Source organism: uncultured Marinococcus sp., from assembly GCF_947493875.1.
Lineage (GTDB): Bacteria > Bacillota > Bacilli > Bacillales > Marinococcaceae > Marinococcus.
Map to the genome: position 1 here is coordinate 111,805 of NZ_CANLSU010000005.1, position 19,925 is coordinate 131,729.

Annotated in this window: 16 protein-coding genes; 9 read left to right on the top strand and 7 right to left on the bottom strand. The window is 50.4% G+C overall.

Annotated features, from left to right (window positions below):
* Positions 1-26 precede the first annotated feature (26 nt).
* Both Q0757_RS11070 and htpX read right to left on the bottom strand, forming a co-directional pair.
* Positions 27-596, bottom strand: a complete 570-nt coding sequence (locus Q0757_RS11070) for a copper resistance protein CopC (RefSeq protein WP_298787284.1) — start codon at positions 594-596, stop codon at positions 27-29.
* A 186-nt stretch (positions 597-782) separates the two neighbouring features.
* A complete protein-coding gene (gene htpX, locus Q0757_RS11075) occupies positions 783-1,682 on the bottom strand; it encodes a protease HtpX (protein ID WP_298787286.1) in 900 nt (299 codons plus the stop codon).
* Positions 1,683-1,908: 226 nt separating this feature from the next.
* Here htpX and Q0757_RS11080 point away from each other — a divergent pair, with 226 nt between their 5' ends.
* The 4 genes from Q0757_RS11080 to egtD all read left to right on the top strand — a co-directional run bounded on the left by Q0757_RS11080 (position 1,909) and on the right by egtD (position 7,181).
* Positions 1,909-3,852, top strand: a complete 1,944-nt coding sequence (locus tag Q0757_RS11080) for an aconitate hydratase (protein WP_298787288.1) — start codon at positions 1,909-1,911, stop codon at positions 3,850-3,852.
* A gap of 77 nt (positions 3,853-3,929) precedes the next feature.
* Positions 3,930-4,814 carry an SDR family NAD(P)-dependent oxidoreductase gene (locus tag Q0757_RS11085; protein ID WP_298787290.1) on the top strand — a complete coding sequence of 295 codons (885 nt, stop codon included), beginning with the start codon at positions 3,930-3,932 and terminating at the stop codon, positions 4,812-4,814.
* A gap of 151 nt (positions 4,815-4,965) precedes the next feature.
* Positions 4,966-6,222: an ergothioneine biosynthesis protein EgtB gene (gene egtB / locus Q0757_RS11090; protein ID WP_298787594.1), complete on the top strand. Its 1,257-nt coding sequence runs from the start codon at positions 4,966-4,968 to the stop codon at positions 6,220-6,222.
* Positions 6,223-6,224: 2 nt separating this feature from the next.
* Positions 6,225-7,181, top strand: a complete 957-nt coding sequence (egtD, locus tag Q0757_RS11095; protein ID WP_298787292.1) for an L-histidine N(alpha)-methyltransferase — start codon at positions 6,225-6,227, stop codon at positions 7,179-7,181.
* Positions 7,182-7,210: 29 nt separating this feature from the next.
* Here the strand turns inward: egtD and tenA are convergent, their stop codons facing one another.
* A complete protein-coding gene (gene tenA / locus Q0757_RS11100) occupies positions 7,211-7,882 on the bottom strand; it encodes a thiaminase II (protein ID WP_298787294.1) in 672 nt (223 codons plus the stop codon).
* Positions 7,883-8,045: 163 nt separating this feature from the next.
* Between tenA and Q0757_RS11105 the strand changes: the two genes are divergently transcribed.
* Complete coding sequence (locus Q0757_RS11105; protein WP_298787296.1) at positions 8,046-9,656, top strand: FAD-dependent monooxygenase; 1,611 nt, start codon at positions 8,046-8,048, stop codon at positions 9,654-9,656.
* A 299-nt stretch (positions 9,657-9,955) separates the two neighbouring features.
* Here Q0757_RS11105 and Q0757_RS11110 read toward each other — a convergent pair whose 3' ends face one another.
* Complete coding sequence (locus tag Q0757_RS11110; protein ID WP_298787297.1) at positions 9,956-10,474, bottom strand: GrpB family protein; 519 nt, start codon at positions 10,472-10,474, stop codon at positions 9,956-9,958.
* A gap of 93 nt (positions 10,475-10,567) precedes the next feature.
* Between Q0757_RS11110 and Q0757_RS11115 the strand changes: the two genes are divergently transcribed.
* Both Q0757_RS11115 and Q0757_RS11120 read left to right on the top strand, forming a co-directional pair.
* Entirely contained in the window at positions 10,568-11,191 is a 624-nt protein-coding gene (locus Q0757_RS11115; RefSeq protein WP_298787299.1) for a winged helix-turn-helix domain-containing protein, read from the top strand.
* Between the two features lie 63 nt (positions 11,192-11,254).
* On the top strand, positions 11,255-12,499 hold the full coding sequence (locus Q0757_RS11120) for an MFS transporter (RefSeq protein ID WP_298787301.1): 1,245 nt from the start codon (positions 11,255-11,257) through the stop codon (positions 12,497-12,499).
* Positions 12,500-12,542: 43 nt separating this feature from the next.
* Here the strand turns inward: Q0757_RS11120 and Q0757_RS11125 are convergent, their stop codons facing one another.
* The 3 genes from Q0757_RS11125 to Q0757_RS11135 form a co-directional block, all read right to left on the bottom strand.
* Entirely contained in the window at positions 12,543-14,021 is a 1,479-nt protein-coding gene (locus tag Q0757_RS11125; RefSeq protein WP_298787303.1) for an aldehyde dehydrogenase family protein, read from the bottom strand.
* A gap of 94 nt (positions 14,022-14,115) precedes the next feature.
* A complete protein-coding gene (locus Q0757_RS11130) occupies positions 14,116-16,470 on the bottom strand; it encodes an ATP-dependent helicase (RefSeq protein ID WP_298787305.1) in 2,355 nt (784 codons plus the stop codon).
* Entirely contained in the window at positions 16,418-17,419 is a 1,002-nt protein-coding gene (locus Q0757_RS11135) for a zinc-dependent alcohol dehydrogenase family protein (protein ID WP_298787307.1), read from the bottom strand. The genes Q0757_RS11130 and Q0757_RS11135 overlap by 53 nt, the downstream gene beginning before the upstream one ends.
* Positions 17,420-17,566: 147 nt before the next feature.
* Between Q0757_RS11135 and Q0757_RS11140 the strand changes: the two genes are divergently transcribed.
* Positions 17,567-19,141 (top strand): sensor histidine kinase, encoded by a 1,575-nt coding sequence (locus Q0757_RS11140; RefSeq protein WP_298787309.1) that lies wholly within the window; start codon positions 17,567-17,569, stop codon positions 19,139-19,141.
* On the top strand, positions 19,141-19,821 hold the full coding sequence (locus Q0757_RS11145; protein WP_298787311.1) for a response regulator: 681 nt from the start codon (positions 19,141-19,143) through the stop codon (positions 19,819-19,821). Before Q0757_RS11140 ends, Q0757_RS11145 begins: the two co-directional genes overlap by 1 nt.
* Positions 19,822-19,925 lie beyond the last annotated feature (104 nt).

The following is a 19,925-nucleotide window of genomic DNA, read 5'->3' on the forward strand; positions in this document are numbered from 1 at the left end:
AAACAGCTTCGAGGGTATCGAAGCTGTCAGCTGTTATTTTTACGCTCTCTGTTTCTCCATAGGATGATCGTAAATGCGGAAACAATAGCCACTCCGAGCGTTCCCATAAACACCATGCCAGGAATATTCGGCCCTGCTTCTTCTGCTTCTGCTGCAGCCTGTTGTTCGGCTTCAGAAAGAGAGCTTTCTCCCGTCCGCGCTTCTAATTCCTGCTGCCTTTCCTCGAGGGGCTTATTGCTGTTCAGGCTGAAATTCGTGCCCCCCTGCACTGTTTCCCCGTCCTCGCCTGTTACGCTGTAATTCAGCACATAGTTTCCATTTTCCAGTACACTTTCCATGCTGGAAACTACAGTACGGCCGTCTTCACTAATTTCAGGCTCCGACATTTCAATCTCATCGCCGGTTTCTACAAGCAGATACATGTCTTCCACACGGTCAATTTCTGTATCAAAAGTAAGCTCAAGGCGTTCGGGCACTTCTAAAACAGAATCTCCATCTTCAGGACTTGAGGATTCCAGCGCAGGTGCTGCAAACGCCTGGTAAGGTGAAGTAATGAAAAATAAAACCGCGAGAAGGCCAAAAAATCTATATTTCATAGGACTTCTCCTTTCAATAAATAAATCACTCTACTCTTTATATCATGATATAAAGCCAAATTCGAACGATATCATTTACGTTTTTGTGTCAATTTTATATTTCCCGGGCAATATTCTTTTCTGCTGGCGTACACCCGGCACAAAAAACCCGGACGCAGGAAGCGCATCCGGGGAAGGTACTTATATTCAGCTTTGTTCTAAACGGCGGATCCGGTCTTCAAGCGGAGGGTGCGACGAAAAGAGCATCGCAGCAGCTGACGGCTTGTTGTTGATTTTAAGCGTCTGCATGGATGACTGCTCCGTATCCACCCGGTCCACATAATTCTGCAGAGAGCGCAGAGCATGAGCCATTTTGTCTTTTCCGGCAAGGTCTGCCCCGCCGCGGTCAGCGTGGTACTCACGGTAACGGGAGTAGGCGGCGACGACGATGCTTCCGAGAATCGAAAAGAGAATTTGAAAAACGATAATCGCCAGAAAGTGGATAATAGGGCGCATATTTTCGTTGACAAACCTCGATACCGCAAAGGCAACGACCCGGGCCAGAAACACCACAAACGTGTTCACGATTCCCTGCAGAAGGGTCATGGTGATCATATCGCCATTGGCCACGTGGGCCACCTCATGGGCAATAACACCTTCTACGGCGTCATCGTCCATCGATTGAAGCAGACCGGTTGAAACAGAAACAAGCGACCGTTTTTTTGTCGGCCCTGTCGCAAACGCGTTTACTTCAGCAGATTGGTAAATTCCAACCTCCGGCATATGAGTGAGCCCAGCCCGCCGACAGAGACGGTGAACCTTTTCCACAACCATTTTTTCAGCCTGGCTCCCCGGATTATCCGGGTCAATCACCTTGACATTCATTGCTTTTTTCGCTATAAATCTCGACATTGCCAGTGAAATAAATGCCCCGGCAAAGCCGATAACGGCACTGATAATTAACAGCGGCACCAGATTCAACGTGCCGGCACCGTAGTTATAAGCACCCAGGTTAACACCGAACAAACTTAGTATTGAAAACACGATGACAATTGTTAACAACACCATCATGTTCGTTAACAGAAACAGCATGATTCTTTTACCCATGGCCTTCTCTCCTTCTTAACGGTTCAAATTTTCTTTTATACAATTATTTATACGCAGGTGTCCCTGGAATGGTTTCATTCTCCTTAATAATATCACACATTAAAAATTACACGAAAAGAAAGATTTCTTGTTTACAAGTTTTTCTTAACAGGTATAAACATAGAGAGCATGTTTTCATTCAGAAAGAATTAACACAATTGGAATTCTGACGAAGGAGGACACCATTATGGCACGAAACGTCGCACAAAAATTAATTGAAGAACACCTCGTCTCCGGAGATATGACTCCGGGCGAAGAAATTGGAATGAAAATCGACCAGACACTCACCCAGGACGCAACCGGGACAATGGTGATGCTTGAGCTTGAAGCCATGGGGGTTGAGCGGGCTCAGACAGAAGCTTCCGCCCAATACGTAGACCACAATATCATTCAGGAGGATAACAAAAACCCGGATGACCACCTGTTTCTTCAGACAGCAGCAAAACGCTTCGGCATGTATTTCAGCCGTCCGGGTAACGGCGTGAGCCACCCGGTACACATGCAGCGCCTTGCCCGTCCCGGCCGTACCCTTCTTGGATCGGACTCCCATACATGTGCCAACGGCTGTATGGGGATGCTTGCCATGGGGGCAGGCGGCATTGAAGTAACCATGGCCATTGCAGGAGAACCATTCTTCGTAAAAATGCCTCAGGTATGGGGAGTAAAGCTTACCGGCAAGCTTCCTGACTGGGTAAGCGCCAAGGATGTTATTCTTGAGCTTCTCCGCCGCCATGATGTAAAAGCCGGCGCCAACAAAGTCATTGAATACTACGGCCCCGGCCTTGAAGACCTGAGTGCCATGGACCGTCACGTCATTGCGAACATGGGAGCCGAGCTTGGCGCCACCGCCAGCGTATTTCCATCAGACGATGAAGTGAAGCGTTTCATGGCAAGCCAGGACCGCGAGGACGAATGGCAGGAGCTGAAGGCTGACCGCGGCGCCCAGTACGACATCGATGAAGAGATCGATCTGTCCTCTCTCGAGCCGCTGATTGCCAAACCGTCGAGTCCGGGCAACGTTGTACCCGTCCGGGAAATCGCCGGCGAACCTATTTTTCAGGCGTATATCGGTTCATCCGCAAACCCTGGATACCGGGATTTTGCGATTGCTTCTGAAATCGTCAAAGGCAAAAATGTGCATGAAAATGTAAGCTTTGATATTAATCCGTCTTCACGGCAAATGCTGACAGACCTCGTGTCCAACGGCCATATTGCCAATCTTCTAAGCGCCGGCGGCCGGCTTCACCAGGCAGGCTGTAACGGCTGTATCGGCATGGGTCAGGCACCAGCCACCCACAAAAACAGCCTGCGGACTACCCCGCGGAACTTCCCGGGACGCTCCGGTACGAAGGAAGACCGCGTCTTTCTTTGCAGCCCTGAAATAGCTGCTGCTTCGGCTCTTTACGGCGAAATTACCGATCCGCGGACCCTTGATATGGACTATCCGAAGGTGGGTGAACCGGATGAGCCAACCGTGGACTTCCGGCTGCTGCAGGAGCCGCTTCCTTACGAAGAAGCGAAAAATATAAAAATCGAAAAAGGCCCGAACATTGCCACCCTTCCGGAAATGGAAGAGCTGCCGGACCGCATTGAAGTACCGGTACTGCTGAAGCTTGGCGACAACTTCTCCACAGACGAGATTCTTGCCGGCGGCGCACGCGTACTTCCGTACCGCAGTAACCTTCCGGAAATCAGCAAGTTTTCATTTGAAATTACTGATGAAGACTATTACAACCGGGCCATGGCAATTAAAGATGACACCGGCCACGCTATTATCGGTGGATCCAACTACGGTCAGGGCTCAAGCCGTGAACACGCAGCCCTCGCCCCACGCTACCTCGGCCTGCGTGTTGCACTTGTCCAGGACTTCGCCCGTATTCACTGGCAGAACCTGGTGAACTTCGGCGTGCTTCCAATCACGTTTGAGGATGCTGAAGACTATATGAAAATCGATGCCGGCGATACTATTGTGCTTGAGAATCTGCGTGAAAATATCCAGAATCACAATACGTTTGAAGCTGCCATCAAGAACAAAAACGAAACCATCACCGTGCGCCATGAAATGTCGAGGCGCCAGATTGACATGATGCTTCGCGGCGGCCTGATTAACTGGGTACGCGCTAAACAATAAAAGTACCGGCGGGGCAGACGCTTCTTTCCTGGAAGCGCTGCTCCTTTATGTTTGATGATTAAGGGAGGCCTTCATTGATGGAAAATAAAGTAGAAAATCAAAGAACTATCCTGCTGACCGGTGCCACAAACGGGATCGGCAGAATCGTCGCAGAAAAACTGGCGGCCGAAGGGCATACCTTATTGCTGGTTGGACGCAAGGAATGGAAAGGCGAAGAACTGATTACCGAATTGGAGCAGAAAACCGGAAATACAGAGCTTCATTTTTATCAGACTGACCTTTCCCTTCTGCATGAAATCGAGACGCTTGCAGAGAACGTAGCACGGGACTATGGCCAGATCGACACTCTGATTAATAATGCCGGCGCTGTCTACTCTTCCCGCGTCTGGACGGAGGAGCATCTTGAACGCACCTTTGCCCTGAATTACCTTGGGGTGTTTTACCTTACGGAGCTTCTTCTTCCTCTTCTTCGTGAAAGCTCTGACGGGCGGGTAGTGAATGTCTCTTCTGCTGCACATGCCTTATCGAAAATGAATTTTCAGAATCTGCAGGGGGAGCAGAAGTATAACGGCCTGAAGCAATACGGACTCGCGAAGCTGTCATTGCTTTTGTATACGTATGACCTGGCCCAGAGACTCCGCTATGAAAATATTAAAGTAAACGCCCTCCACCCGGGCAACATTTCCACCGGGTTCGGCCTGAATAATAAAAATGCCTTTTACCGCGGCCTGAACAAGTTCACCAGTAAGTTCGGCGACTCTCCCGAAGAAGGAGCTGACCTGGAAGTATCGCTTGGTTCAGGCGCCCGAGGCTCTCAGGTAACCGGCAAATACTTTACGAAAAAAGGAATTACCAGTTCTTCGAGTGATTCCTACTCTACAGCCAATCAAAGAAGGCTCCGGGAAATCAGTGAAGAGCTTGTTTATCACTACACCGGAAGAGAGCTTCAAAAAGAAGCTTAATAATATATATGCCTGATGGAATGCCTTTGCGGGCATTCTTTTTTTTGATTTTCCGGCCGTTCGCGTTGTTTTGCCCTGTTTTGAAGCGGGTATTTAACCTTCATGTGCATATACTTATGCACCATTCTATTTATTTGAGGAGGAATTCCCTATCGTACAGGCGAAGGCAAAAGCTAACTTTACCGAACGTTTTACATCCCTGCGTGAGCAGACAATGAAGCTGACCGCACCGTTGTACACCGAAGACTTTATGATTCAGGCGCACCCTGACGTCAGCCCCGCGAAATGGCACCTCGCCCACACGACCTGGTTTTTTGAGCAGTTCATTCTCAAGCCGTATGCTGACGGTTATGAAGAGTTTTCAAAATTCTCCAACGGCTTGTATAATTCCTATTACGAAACCCAGGGAAAGCCCTTTCCAAAGCAGTACCGCGGTCTGATTTCCCGTCCGACCACCGAAGAGACCATGGAATACCGGCGTCATGTGGAAGAGGCCATGGAACGCTTTCTCCAGGAAGGCCCGTGGAACGAAGAGATCGCTGAATTAATGGAAACCGGCCTGCAGCACGAGCAGCAGCATCAGGAGCTGTTAGTCACCGACACAAAATTCAACTTTTCGATGAACCCACTTAACCCCGCCTATCTGGAAAATGATTCTTTTGCCGAACAGGGAGAGACGCCCAGGCTGGAATGGCACGCCTATGAAGACGAGCTGACGACTATCGGCACCGATAATCTGCACTTTTCCTTCGATAACGAACGCCCGGAGCATAAATTTTATCTGCACGCGTTCTCTATCGCCTCAAGGCCCGTGACCAACGAAGAATATATTCGTTTTATTGAAGACGGCGGCTACGAAGATCCTGAGCTGTGGCTTTCCGAAGGATGGGGCATTGTCCAGGAGCAGGACTGGAAAGCACCGCTTTACTGGCAGAAGCAGGGCGGTATCTGGTTTTACTTTACGATGAACGGACTGAAAGAAGTGCGCCTTCATGAACCTATTGCCCATATCAGCTACTATGAAGCAGATGCCTATGCCCGCTGGGCCGGAGCCCGCCTCCCTACTGAACAGGAATGGGAGTATGCTTTTCGCGGCTCCGAAGCAGACGGCACGTTTCTTGAGTCTGAAAGCTATCACCCAAGACCCCTCCAGTCATCTCCCAATGCGTACGGGGACGTTTGGGAATGGACACGCAGTCCTTATTCCCCGTACCCAGGCAACCGTCCGCCGGAGGGCGCCATGGGAGAATACAATGCCAAATTCATGAGTAACCAAATGGTACTGCGCGGCGGTTCATGCGCGACTCCGCAGTCGCACATCCGCTCCACCTACCGTAACTTTTTCCCTCCGGAAAAACGGTGGCAGTTCAGCGGGCTCCGGCTCGCCAAGGACGGGGTGCAGAAATAGCCATGGCTGATTATACTGTATTGGATTTAAAGCCTTCGCTGTCCTCCCTGGCTGAAGATGTTCGCACTGGCCTTACTGCCGAGCCAAAAAGCATTCCCCCCAAGCATTTCTACGATGAACGGGGGAGCATGCTGTTTAATGAAATCACCCGGCTGCCGGAATATTACCTCAGCCGGACCGAGGCATCTGTTTTGTCCGATTACGGGGAAGAAATTGCTGAAAGTATTGGCGCTTCCTCCCTGATTGAGCTTGGAAGCGGAAGCTTTGATAAAATCCGCTGCCTGCTTCCTTTTCTTTCGGAGGCTATTAGCTATACTCCTGTCGACATTTCGCTTAGCGCCCTGCACGACACCGCAGCCCGCGTGAAGGAGGCCGTGCCTGCCATGCAGGTCTTTGGTGTATGTGCGGACTATACGAAAACGATGTCTTTTTTAAACAGCGGCAGAAATAAGCCCGCAGCTGTCTTTTTTCTCGGCTCCACGATTGGAAATCTGGATCCGAAGGAGGCTTCGGAATTTTTGCAAAAGCTCGCGTCCCAAATGAATCCGGAGGACAGTCTCGTAGTCGGCGTTGATTTGAAGAAGGATCCGGTTGTGCTGCACCGGGCGTATAACGACGAAGCAGGCATTACCGCTTCCTTTAATAAGAATCTGCTCCACCGCCTGAATCGCGAGTTTGACGCCGGTATTAACACCGGCCATTTTGAACACGAGGCTTTTTATAATGAACGGCTCGGACGGATCGAAATGCACCTGCGCGCCGAAAAGCCTTCCCTGTTCTCAATCGGCGGAGAAACGTTTACAATGCGTGCCGGCGAGACGATCCATACAGAAAACAGCCGGAAGTTCACTCCGGACGAATTTATGCACCTGGCCCGCCAGTCCTCCTGGGAAACCAACGACTGGTGGACCGATGAAAACGAATGGTTTGGCGTATTTACGCTTTCCCCACGCCTATAAACGAAGCCCCCGGCGTACCGGGGGCTTTTTCATGTCTGCGGCCAGCCTTCCAGCTGGTACGCCATTTCCCAGAACAAATACTCAAACCGGGTGGTCGTTAAAAATATATTTTCAATCCTTCTTTTTTCCGCGTCGGGTTTGTTTTCTGCCAGGCGGTCGAGCATGCTGATGCCCCAGTCTGCGAGCTGTTGAAATTCGTCATCACTGTACATCTGCACCCATTCACCGTACAGCTCATGCTCCAGTGCTCCCGGCCACGTACTGAGCTTTCTGCCGATTTCTGCGTAGCTCCACATGCACGGGAGCACAGCCGCAAGCAGCTCAGCGAGACCCCCGTTCTGTCCTTCATGCAGCATATACCTTGTGTACGCAAGTGTTGTCGGAGCCGGTTCTGCCTGTTCGAGCTCCTCTTCGGTGATCCCAAATTTTTTTGCGTACTGGCGGTGCAGACTCATTTCTTCATTCATGGTGACATCCATCACCTTCGCAAAAGCCCCCATCGTTTCCACATCTTCGGCTTTAACAGCGCCAATCGCAAACAATTTTGCATATTGCACGAGATAAAGATAATCCTGAACCATGAAATAACGGAATTTTTCCTTATCAAGGGTCCCCCGCCCAAGCTCTTCCACAAACGGATGTGTGTGGTTCTGCTCCCATACCGGAAGCAGCTTTTCCTTTAAATCATGAGTAAATGACATTAATCTCTTCCTTTCCCTTAATAAGAGTTAAGCTGGCTCCGGACCTCAGGCAACAGCAGCATTTTCTCATATTCAAACACAGTTGCCTCCCGCCGGCAACACGTGCATGAGGCAGCGCTCCGCAGGGTATACTACAAGTATACGAAGGGAGCGTGATGAATCCATGAAAACCACGAATACCGATGTATGCATCGTTGGGGCAGGCCCCGTAGGCTTGACTGCTGCCAATACATTAAGAGCACTCGGCATCCGCGTCCGGATATTAGACAGAAAAAGCTCTATTTCTCCCTTTTCCAAAGCGTTCGGCATCCAGGCGCGCACCCTTGAAATGCTCAGCCTGATCGGGGCGCTCCGTCCCTTCCTAAAGGAAGGCTTCCCCATTACTGATGCAACTGTTCAGCCTGAAGGCAAACGGGCTTCCAGAGCCTCTTTTGCTTCGCTCGATACGCCGTTTCCCTTCATGCTTATGCTGCCGCAGTCAGATACGGAGCATATTTTGAAGAAACAGCTACGGGAGGTTGGCCAGTTTATCGACTGGAACACTCACTGCGAGCGGATTACCCAGCACAGTGACTACGCAGAGGTGGAATGCTCCACCGAAAATGGGCACGAATTAATCCGCGCTTCCTATGTGATCGGATGTGACGGGCCCCACAGTACAGTCCGTGAGAACATGAACGTGTCCTTTCCGGGCGGCAAGCATGAAACCATTTATTTTCTCGGGGACGTCACGGTGGAAGGACTCCCACTTTCCAAAGATATCTCCTCATTCATTACCGAGCGCGGCGTAGCTGCCTTCTTTCCCTTCCGTGATGAAACGTACCGGGTAATTACCATCAATCATGCCGAACAGAACCGGGAGCACCGGGACGATCTCCCTCTCGAGGATCTTGAGAAAAGCGTGCGGCGTATTACCCAGCAGCCGGTACATTTCCCCCATGCCTCCTGGCTGTCCCAGTTCGGGACGTCCCACCATCAGGCTGATGCCTACCGGGACAACCGGCTATTTCTCGCCGGCGATGCTGCCCACCTGCACAGCCCATTTGGAGGCCAGGGGATGAACCTTGGCATGCAGGACGCGGTCAACCTCTGCTGGAAATTGGCGTGGGTGCTGCGCGGCCGTTCGGATCCTGCCCTTCTCGATACGTATGAAGAAGAACGGTACGCGGTCGGACGCAAGACCATTCGAATGACCAATACGGCGATGCAGGTGATGACCCACTCCCACACCCTTATTCCGCGCCTCCTGGCGAACCCTGTCAGTGTGCTGAGCAAAAGCAGTTCGCTGCAGAACATGCTGACCCAGCGACTCGCCAATATTGACATCAGCTATCAGCACAGGGCTTCGTTTGCGAAATTCCAGCACCGGGGAGAACTGATTCCGGCCGGCTCCCGGGCATTGCCGGCACGGGTTCTTACCGAGGAAGGAGAACACGCAGACGTAATGGATTTTCTCCACATCCAGCAGTTTACCTGCCTGTTTTATATCGAAGACGAGCAGGAGCTCCGTCAGCTCGATGAAAGCATCCAGGAGATACGCCGGCAGTACGGCCCATCCATTCTCATTCTCGTTGTTCAGCGCAAGGGCATACTCCGGGCCTCGAAGCCAAACATCCACCATCTGTTTGATTACCGCCGTGACCTTGCCGTCAAATGGAAGCTGCCAACGTTTTCAGCTGTGCTCATACGTCCGGACGGCTATGTTGCTTTTGCCGAGCAGCCGGTACGTACCGGGCGACTGATGAGAAAAATCCACACCGCTTTATATCAGTAGCTTTCTCCAACCAAATTCCATTTTTCGGCCGGCTGTGGAAATGCCGGATTGTTTCAAGCATTATCCACAAGCCGGTTCTTCAATTCAGTAAATTATTTATAAGCAATACCTTCAATCGAAGCAGGTGCTTCGATTTTTTATGTCTTTTTTTCCGTAAATTCCCGTTCATGCTGCTGAAATACGACGATAATTTTTTTATGGTGTACCAAAGCCTGTGGATAAATTCCTTCCTGAGCTCTTCATCTTCTGTGCCCAACTGAAAACCATCCCCATTGTGTATATGTCTGTGGATGGTTTCGTTAGTTTTCTTCTTCTGTTCGTTTCCAACAGAGAGCCTCCTGTTCGAGCTTCTGCACGACGGCATGCTTTTCGTTCATATATTCTGACGGACTGTGCGGATGCCGGGCCGCCGCCTCTTTTTTAATGAGTTCATATTCCTTCGCTTTTTCCGGAAAGGAGCGAAGGTAATCGCGGAGGGCCAGGTGACGCCCGCTCCCTTCGCTTTCTTTTTCAAACACGTGCACGTGAAAGCGGCGGACATGCTCTCCTTTGTAATAAAAAGCCCTTCCTGCAATGCCGTGCTCTCCCTTCCCCGTATATCCCAATCCTTCAAGACGCTCCTCAGTCCACAGGGAAAGCTCGGGCGTTTCAATCAGAATATCGATGATTGGCTTTGCCGCGAGACCCGGAACGCTCGTGCTTCCTATATGATAAATATGATCTCCCTTACCGCACGCTTCAAGCTCCAGCAGCTTTTGCTCATGGAAAAAATAATTCTGCCACTCTTGTTTCCACGGCACGACCTGTATCGTCTGCATCGGATCACTCCTTTTCAAAGCTCTTGACTATATGTTCCTAAAAAAGTATATTTTACTCAAGTAAATTTTTTTACTAAGAGGAGCGATAGCAATATGATTAAAACACTAGAAACCTACGAGCAGCTAAAGGCTGTCAGCGATCCTTTCCGGTCCCAAATATTAATGCTTTTGATTGAAAAACCGATGACCGGCCAACAATTGGCTGAGTATTTTGACCTTCCACGCGCAAAAATCCATTATCATTTAAAAGAACTGCAAAAGCATGAGCTTGTTGACCTCTCTTATACAGAGGAAAAAGGAGGTATACTGCAGAAGTTTTACCGGGCTTCGGCTTCAGGATTTTATCCGGACCCTTCTTTATTCCCCAACACGGAAGAAGTAAGCGAATCTAACCGCCAGATGCTTCTTCGCATGGCAGAAAAAGAACGGCGCGTAATTTTATCTGCTCCTTCCGACGCGTTTGTGGATCAAGCACTAAGCAGTGCTTCAGATTACGAAGAATGGCCCCTCGTTGGTCATATGTCTCAGATGCACCTTTCAGAAGAAGACTTTATCGAATGGAAAAAAAGATATTTTGCTCTCATGGAGGAATTTTCCGAACGTTCAAACCAAACCTCCCGTGAGAATGCCAGCCTATACTATTTTCACAGCACCGCTTTTGAAATTGATTATCCGGCATTTGAAACAGATACTAAAAAAGACCAAAAAGACAATTAAATTTTTTTGAATATATGAGTAAATAAATTAACTCGAGTAAATTTATTATTAAGGAGTGTATTTATGTCGATCTGGTACCAGCAAAACTTCATGCTTCTTCTTTTCGGCCGTTTGATTACAAACATTGGGGACAGTCTTTATTTTATTGCAGCTGCCTGGCTCGTTTTTGATATTACGGGCGACCCATTTTTCTCAGGGCTTGCCAGCTTTCTAACTCTGCTTCCTAAAAACCTGCAGTTTCTTGCCGGTCCATTCATCGATCGCTGGCCGCCCGCCAAAACTATGCGTATTACTCAGCTGCTTCAATGCATACTTGTTGTAATTATCCCCGTGCTTGACCTCTTTGAGCTTCTTACCGCTGGCGCCGTATTAATTATCATGCCTTTGCTCGCCATGCTTGATCAAATTATGTATCCGGCCCAGGAAAAAGCCCTCCCCCTTACTGTGCTTCCTCACCAGCTTGTACAGGGCAATTCACTGTTTGCGTTGGCTCACCAGGGCACCGACATTTTATTTACTGCGCTCTCCGGCATTCTGATTTCCATATTTGGTGCGGTATTTTTATATTGGATTGATGCTTTCTCCTTTTTAATTGCATTCATTTTATTTTCTTCGCTCCAGCTTCCCGGTAAATCTGCTGCCCAGCACAGGGAGCCGCGAACCGGATATGCTTCTGACCTTAAGCAGGGATTTTACATCATTTTTAGATCAAAATTTTGGATCATGTTAATAGGTGCCCTGACCGTCAACGGCACCATTGGCATTATGTATGCTGTTCTTCCTGCCTTTGCTGATGCCTTTCAGGGGCCGAAATTTTATGGGTTTTTATTAACAGCTGTCAGCGCCGGCGTTCTTGTCGGCGCATTGGCAGCCCCACTTTGTGCACGTCTTCCTCTCGGTAAAATTTACGCTTGTGGTTTTTTATTAAGCAGTCTGTGCTGGCTTCTCGCCATGCAGCTCCCGCCTGTCGCTTTTGCTGTCCTGTTTGGAATTGCCTGGCTCCCGGTCGGACTTTCGAATATACTATTTGCAAGCGTCATACAAAGCGCTGTTCCTAATTATATTTTAGGCAGGACCCGTGCAGCTATTTCCAGTATAGTTACTCTTTTTATGCCTGCCGGTGCTCTGGCCGGCGGTATTCTCGCCTCATGGACATCCCCATACTGGATTCTATTTTCTACCGGCTTTGGTTTTTTCATACTCGGGGGTTTCTGGCTTTTTCACCCGTTTCTGTATCGTCTGCCGCCAGTTCCTGCTATAACAGCAGACACTTTTCGACTTCCGCTGGATAAAGACCAGCAGCTATAAAAAAACTGCCCTGGAGACTTCCAGGGCAGCTGCTTGATTTCGTTTATTCGGGAATATAAGGCAGGTCCCGCATTTTTGGTACATTGATGACGTGAGGGGTGACATAGCCGAGAAGGCCTTCTTTTCCGTATTCGCGGCCGATGCCGGACTGCTTGACTCCGCCGAATGGATAGCGGACATCGAGCCCCTGCACAGCAGCGGTATTGACCATCGTCGTGCCTGCTTCAATGCGGGCTGCGACTTCGATGGCGTGATTTTCTTCTCCCCATACCGAACTTGTGAGGCCGTAAATGCTGTCGTTCGCCATTGCTACCGCTTCATCCACCGTGTCGTATGGAACGATCGGCACTGTTGGTCCAAACTGTTCTTCTTTCACAATGTCGTCCTGCTGGTCAGCGCCGAGTACCAGGGTCGGCTGCAGGAAGTACCCCTGCTCAAACAGCTCGTTATCCACAATGTGGCCGAGCGGAATAACGTCGGCACCTTTTTCAGCCGCTTTATCCACAAGGTTTTTCACAAAATCGAGCTGCTGCTTGTTGTTGAGTGGTCCGGTCGTGACCTGTTCATCGAACGGGCTGCCGATTTTGACCCATTTATTGGCCGCCTCCTGATACTTTTCCACGAACTCATTGTAGAGAGTACGCGGTACGTAGATGCGTTTGGCAATCATGCAGATCTGGCCGGCGGTCAGGAAATTGGAGATAACCATGCGGCGCATCGCGCGCTCATCATTTACGTCAAAGTCCGGAAGCACTACAGCGGCATCGTTACCGCCAAGCTCAAGCGTCATATCCTTGATCGTATCCGCCGCCGATTTCATAATTTTCTTCGCTGTTTCCGTACCGCCGGTAAAGGCAATTTTATCCACGTGTTTATTGGAGGTAAGCTCTACGCCGACCTCCGCTTCCCCGTGGACAAGATTCAGCACGCCGTCCGGAAATTCACCCGCCATCATTTCAACCACCAGGCTGACCGCGTGTGGAGCAAACGGGCTCGGCTTTGAAACGACGGTGTTTCCTGTCAGAATCGCCGGAGCAATTTTGATGGTGGAGAGCGCAATTGGATAGTTCCACGGGCTGATGGCGGACACCACGCCTATCGGCTCCTGACGGACGATTGTTTTACCGCCCTCGCCTTCGTCCACCTGATCGGCAATTGTTTCTTTGACCGTCTGGCAGGCGTGTTCCATCCACATGATTGAAACCGCCATTTCGCCCTGGGCGTCATAAATCGGCTTGCCGTGTTCCTCCGCCAGCGTTTCAGCCAGCTCCGGGGTGCGGTCCTTCAGTGTCTGAATTGCCCGCTCCATCCGCTCGATCCGCTCTTCCACCGGTACTTCCTTCCACGCAGGAAAAGCAGCACGGGCTGCTTCAATCGCTTCAGCCGCCTGCCCGGTCGTCGTTTTCGGCACGTAGGCCACGATTTTTTGTGGGTCAGCCGGGTTTTCTCTTTCCATATATTCGTCAGCATCGACCCTTTTTCCGTTAATCCATGCATATAATGTTACTGATTCGTCTGCCATTGCCTAGCTCCCCCTTAGAAACATTTTTATCTATCATTCATCGTAGCCTGCACCACGTGATTATTCAACTATTTCGCTGAGGCAGCTGCAGGCGTTACTTTTTAATGACCTGTTTGGTGCCGGGCACCATTTTGCCTTTACACATCGGGCACTCTTTTTCAGTAACATCAGGCGCTTCAGACAGACGTATCCAGGCTGGGCACATCGCTTCTTCACAGACGAGCGCATCGATGGTTTCCGTTTCCTGCTTTTCCCCGGTATGTGTTTCCCCCGGAAAGGCTTCGAGCAGAAAGCGTGATACTTCAACCTCCTTGCCGCGGTAAAACGCCGGCGAGCTGATGCACAGCTTCTTTTTCGCCCGCGTTATCGCTACATAGGCGAGCCGCCGTTCCTCCTCCAGTGCCTGGGTCTGCTTGTTTTCCGCTTTTTCACCGTATAAAAGGTCCTTCATCCGGTCAGCCTTTAGCGCAGAATCATGCGGCATAATCGTTTCCGAAGCGCCGATAACATAGACGACCGGAAACTCCATGCCTTTGGCCCGGTGGATCGTCATCAGCGAAACGTGGTTCGCATCGGGATCCTTCTCGCGCTCCTTCATTTCACGGAACGTGCGGAGCATGTCGTCGACAAAGTATACAAACGATGAGACGCTCTCAAACCGTTTCGCCGAGGACTCGAGTTCATCGAGAGTTTCCTTTAGCGTTTCCTTTTTCATGCTTACCTGCTGCTCATCGGCCTCCAGATAGCCGTCGTAAAACTGGCGCCGCATCTGGCGGATCGCCGTTTCCGGACGTTTTTCCTTCAGCTTCTGAATCATGCTCTGCCGCTCCTCCACCTTTTTACGCTGAAACGGGCGGATGCCCGGCATGTCAGTTAAATGAAGCAGCGGCTCGCTGCGGGGTGAAAATATTTCCTGCTCTTTAATATGACGCATGCCGCGTTCCCGGGAAATGAATAAAGTCGGCACGACCTCGGGCATTGCCTCCACCAGCGTCGGATTCAGGCTCAGCCGCAGGTAGTCCATCATGGCTTTCACCGGCCACTGCTCGTAAAACATCTGGTTGCCGAGGGAATGGTGCACAAACGGCACATCCTGGGCTGTGAGCTGCTCAAAGATAGCGCGGCTGACACTGATCGTCCGGTGCAGCACAGCCATATCACGCCACTCGCATTCTCCCTCTGCCACAGCACGTTTCATGTCTGCGACCACCTGCTCTGCTTCCTCGTCGGTGGAGGCAGCACGGAAATAAAAGGGCGAAGAAGCTTCCGCATTCATCACCTGAAGCGTTTTCGATTTTCGCTGCTTGTTGTGGCGCACTACTTCGTTTCCAAGACCGGCGATGGCTTTATGGGAGCGGTAGTTGACGTCGAGCACAATCGTCTGTGCTTCCGGATATTTCTGGTCAAACTCCAGAATGAATTCATGCCGGGCTCCGTTAAACGAATAAATTGTCTGATCGTCATCGCCCACCACAAATAAATTGCGGTGCTTTTCCACGATCATCTGCACAAGTCGGTACTGAAGATAGTTGGTATCCTGGAATTCATCGACCATTACATATTCAAAACGGTCCTGAAGCTGCTGCAGAAAAGCCGGGTCCTCGTCCATCAATGCTTTGGCCTTCATTAAAATATCATCAAAATCAATATAATTGCGCTCGAGCTTCCAGTCTTCGTATGCCTGGCAGATACGTTTTAACTGCTTCTGGCTCGTTTCTTTTTCAGGAAGATCCGAGACGGCGGTGTCGTTCATTTTATGATAGGACAAAAAGGATAAAACTGCCTCCGGCTGATAGACGTCTTCAAGGCCCATGTCCTTCATCAGAAGCTTAACGGCCAGCTGCTTTTTGCGCTCGCTTGAAACAATTTCCTGTCGGATACCGTAGCGCCGGAGCAGAAGCAGGAAAAAGGCGTGGAACGTGCGCACCTGCAGATTGCTGGCTGTTTCACCGATACCCGGCAGGTTCATCACTCTCGTTTTCATTTCCTCCGCTGCTTTTTTTGTAAATGTAATCAGCAGCACGGATTCTGCCGGCACCTGCTTGACCGCCATTAAATAGCCGGCCCGGCAGACAAGCACCGACGTTTTGCCCGAGCCGGCACCTGCAAGCGCAAGCAGCGGTCCGCTGCCAAAGCGTACGGCTTCAATCTGGGCTTCGTTCAAAAAAATACCGTCCGCTTCAAGCGAACGAAAATAAAAGGCATCGGATTCCTGATCCGATACGAGCTCCCTGCTTGTGGTAGCTTTGGCGATTGCTGCATATGGTACTTCTTCTCCGCTTACACCGAAGGGAGTCGAATAAAAAGAAAATTCCCGCATAAGTTTCTCACCGTTTCTGTTGGATTGAATATGTTTATTATAAATCGGGACAGCCGCTCTTGTATAGAGCAGGCAGTCACGGTCTGCCAAGCAGTATTTTTCCGCCGCCACTGAATTTTTCGCTTTCATAGTCCCATAACGCCTGCTGGACCTGCCCGAATGGGTACGTACGGCGGACACGCGGCACCAAGAGCTCTCCGCCTTCCACCATGTGAAACAGCGTTTGAAATACATGCTGGAAGCGCGCAGCCGAAATGGAGGCGTTCCAGTGCCTCAGATGAAACATCGCTCCCTTCACTCCCAGCGTTTCCGTAATATATGGCCAGTCGAGCGGCCGGCCGGAAAGGAGGCCGAGCGCCAGTAAAGTTTTCCCGGGTTTAACACTCCGGGCAAGGGCTGTTCCAGACACCCCTCCCACCATATCAACAGCTGCATCCGCTTTTTTTCCCTGCAAGGCGTCCTCCAGCTGGAACGCTTCTTCCCCATCTCCGGCTGCCACTATTTTTTCTGCCCCGAGCTGCATCAGCTCGCCTATTACCTCTTTTCGGCGTACAAGGCCCACTACGCGAATATTCATCCGGGAGGCCAGCTGAATCAGAAGCCTTCCCATTACAGAATTAGCCGCGTTGATGACAAGCATTCCAACGGAGGGAATCTTCAGCTTTTCGGTTAAAAGAATGTACGCCGTCACCGGGTTAATATACATCTGGGCAGCCGTTTCATCGGAAAGGCTGTCCGGCACCGGCGCGGCTAAGGCTGCCGGCGCATGAACCAGTGACTGCCATGTGCCCTCTCCCCGCAAAGGCAGTACACGCTGTCCTATTAATGCTCCGCTTATCCCTGGTCCAATCCGTTCGATCACTCCGACGCCTTCATAGCCCGGCACGAGCGGCAGCGTCACCCGGTGAGCATAACGGCCGTAAATGGGGATAAGATCCGAGGGATTCACCGGAGACCGCCGCATGCGTACCTCCACCTCATCCGCCCTCAATTCCTTTTTTTCTTCACGCCTGATACCTACTTGTTCAAAAGGCATCCCGAAAGATTCCACGTACGCTTTCATGCTGATAGGAGCCATTTTTTCCCTCCTTACACCTAATTGCTGTTGAAACTGCGATGTGCTACTCTTTGAACAACTCGTATTTCCACATATTAAAATACGGTCACTAATTTTTTGAAAGCGTTATCTTCGAAGGAGGGACCTTCTATAAGAAAAAATGTGAAGATGCAGACTAAAATCATGATTCTCGTGGTCGGGCTGGTCGCTTTTATTACGATAAGCTCCTTCGGCGTGTTTGCTTATTTAGAATATAATGATATCGAAGAAAAGCTTGGAGATAAAGCCCTAAGTACAGCCACCTACATAGCGAGCTCTCCGGTCGTCCAGGGGGCTTATGCCTCCGAGGACCCAAGCTCGGTGCTCCAGCCATACGCCGAACGAGTCCGGGAGCAAGCCGGTGCTGAATTTGTGGTGCTTGGAGATACCGAAGGCATCCGTTATGCCCACCCCGACGAATGGAAAATCGGCGAAGCCATGGTTGGCGGTGACAACGCGCGCGCTCTTGAGCTGGGGCAGTCTTACGTATCAATCGCAACCGGCACCCGGGGCCCGTCTCTTCGCGGCAAAGCACCGGTCCGTGATGAAGACGGGGACATTGTCGGCATCGTTTCCGTCGGCTTTCTACTGGAGGATGTGCGTGCGGCTATCTGGGAACGCTTTGGCCTCCTGTTTGTACTCTCGCTCGTCCTTCTTGCTCTGGGTGTCATCGGCAGCATGATGGTTTCAAAAAATATTAGAAATGATATGTTTGGGCTCGAGCCTCACGAAATTGGCCAGCTGTACCAGGAAAAAGAAAGCGTGCTAACGGCCATCCGGGAGGGAATTATTGCGATTGATACAGAGGGGCGGATCACCATGATGAACGAGTCGGCCCGAAACATGCTTGCCATTAACGGGATGATCGAGGGGCAGAATATCCATCACGTGCTGCCAGACTCAGAAATGCCAAAGGTACTGAAGCACGGACGTCCGGAATACGACCAGGAATTAATGCTCCGCGGTGCTCCTTACATTGTTAACCGGGAGCCAATCACTATCGACGGACAGCTCGTCGGAGTTGTTTCTTCGTTCCGGGATAAAACGGAGATGATGCAGATGGCCAATACGCTTTCTGACATTCAGCGCTATTCGGACAGCCTGCGTTCGCAAAACCATGAATACTTGAATAAGCTGTATGCACTGTCCGGGTATCTGCACCTCCGGAAATATGATGAGGCAGTGCAGCTTGTCGAAGAAGAAACGTCCCAGCAGCGCAAAACCCACTCCGTAGTTTTCCAGCAGATTCAGGATCCGACCGTACAGGCGATTCTGACCGGAAAAGCAGCCCGGGCTTCCGAGAAAAAGACAGCTTTTCACATTGACAGTGAAAGCCGGCTGGGGAGTCTTCCGAACCACATTCAGAAGGTTCAGCTTGTTTCCATTTTAGGCAACCTTATCGATAATGCCATCGACAGCGCAGCAGGACGTCCGGCACCGGAAGTGACTTTTTTTGTCACCGAAATGGAGGAGGAGATTATGTTTGAAGTGATCGATAATGGGCACGGGCTGCCGGAAGGTGTAAATATTACTTCCCAGGGGGCCTCTACAAAATCCGGCAACCAGCCAAGAGGATACGGACTTTCGATCGTCGAAAGAACGATTAATGAACTAGAGGGAATGCTTGAATTTGGCAACAATGAAAACCAGGGCGCCTACTTTACGGTCTACCTGCCCAAAACGTTGCCGCAAGGGGGTAGTTGATGATTCACGTTGGTATTGCCGAGGATGACTTTCGCATTGCAGATATTCACCGACAGCTGATTGAACAAATTGAAGGGTTCTCCTGCAGGTTCACATCCGGCACCGCCAAGGAGCTGCTCGAGACGATGGAGCACACACCGGTTAATGTACTGCTGCTCGACATTTATCTGCCCGACCAGCTTGGCACAGACATTCTCGGGCAAATATTGGACCGCCATGATGTGTACATTATTATTATTTCAGCTTCAAATGATCTCGAACACGTGCAGAAGGCTTATCGGTCCGGTGTGATCGATTATATTATTAAACCCGCTTCGCCTAAAAGACTCGAGGAATCGCTGAAAAAATTCCAGGCTTTGCAGGCGGCCCGTCCGGAAGGGGATCTAACCCAGGAGGAAATTGATCGTTACTTCTCCTCTTCTGTTTCTTCCGTCCCAGTGGAAACCAAACCAGAAGCAGATCTGCCAAAGGGCATCGATACATTCACGCTCGATCAGGTGAAAGACCATATCCAGCAGGCAGAGCACGGAGTAACCGCCGATGAAATGGCTTTTTTTCTCGGCGCCTCCCGCACCACCGCGCACCGCTATTTTAAATATTTATTATCCACAAGCGAAATCGAAGTCCGGCCCATTTATGGAATTGTCGGCCGGCCCGAACGCAGATATTTTAAAAAATAAACCTTTCACCCCGGCTGCAGCCAAAACGTGCAGCCGGTTTATTTGTGTTCGTGACATTTATGAAATAAATACAATAAACGAAAGATATACATTTTAAATTGTAA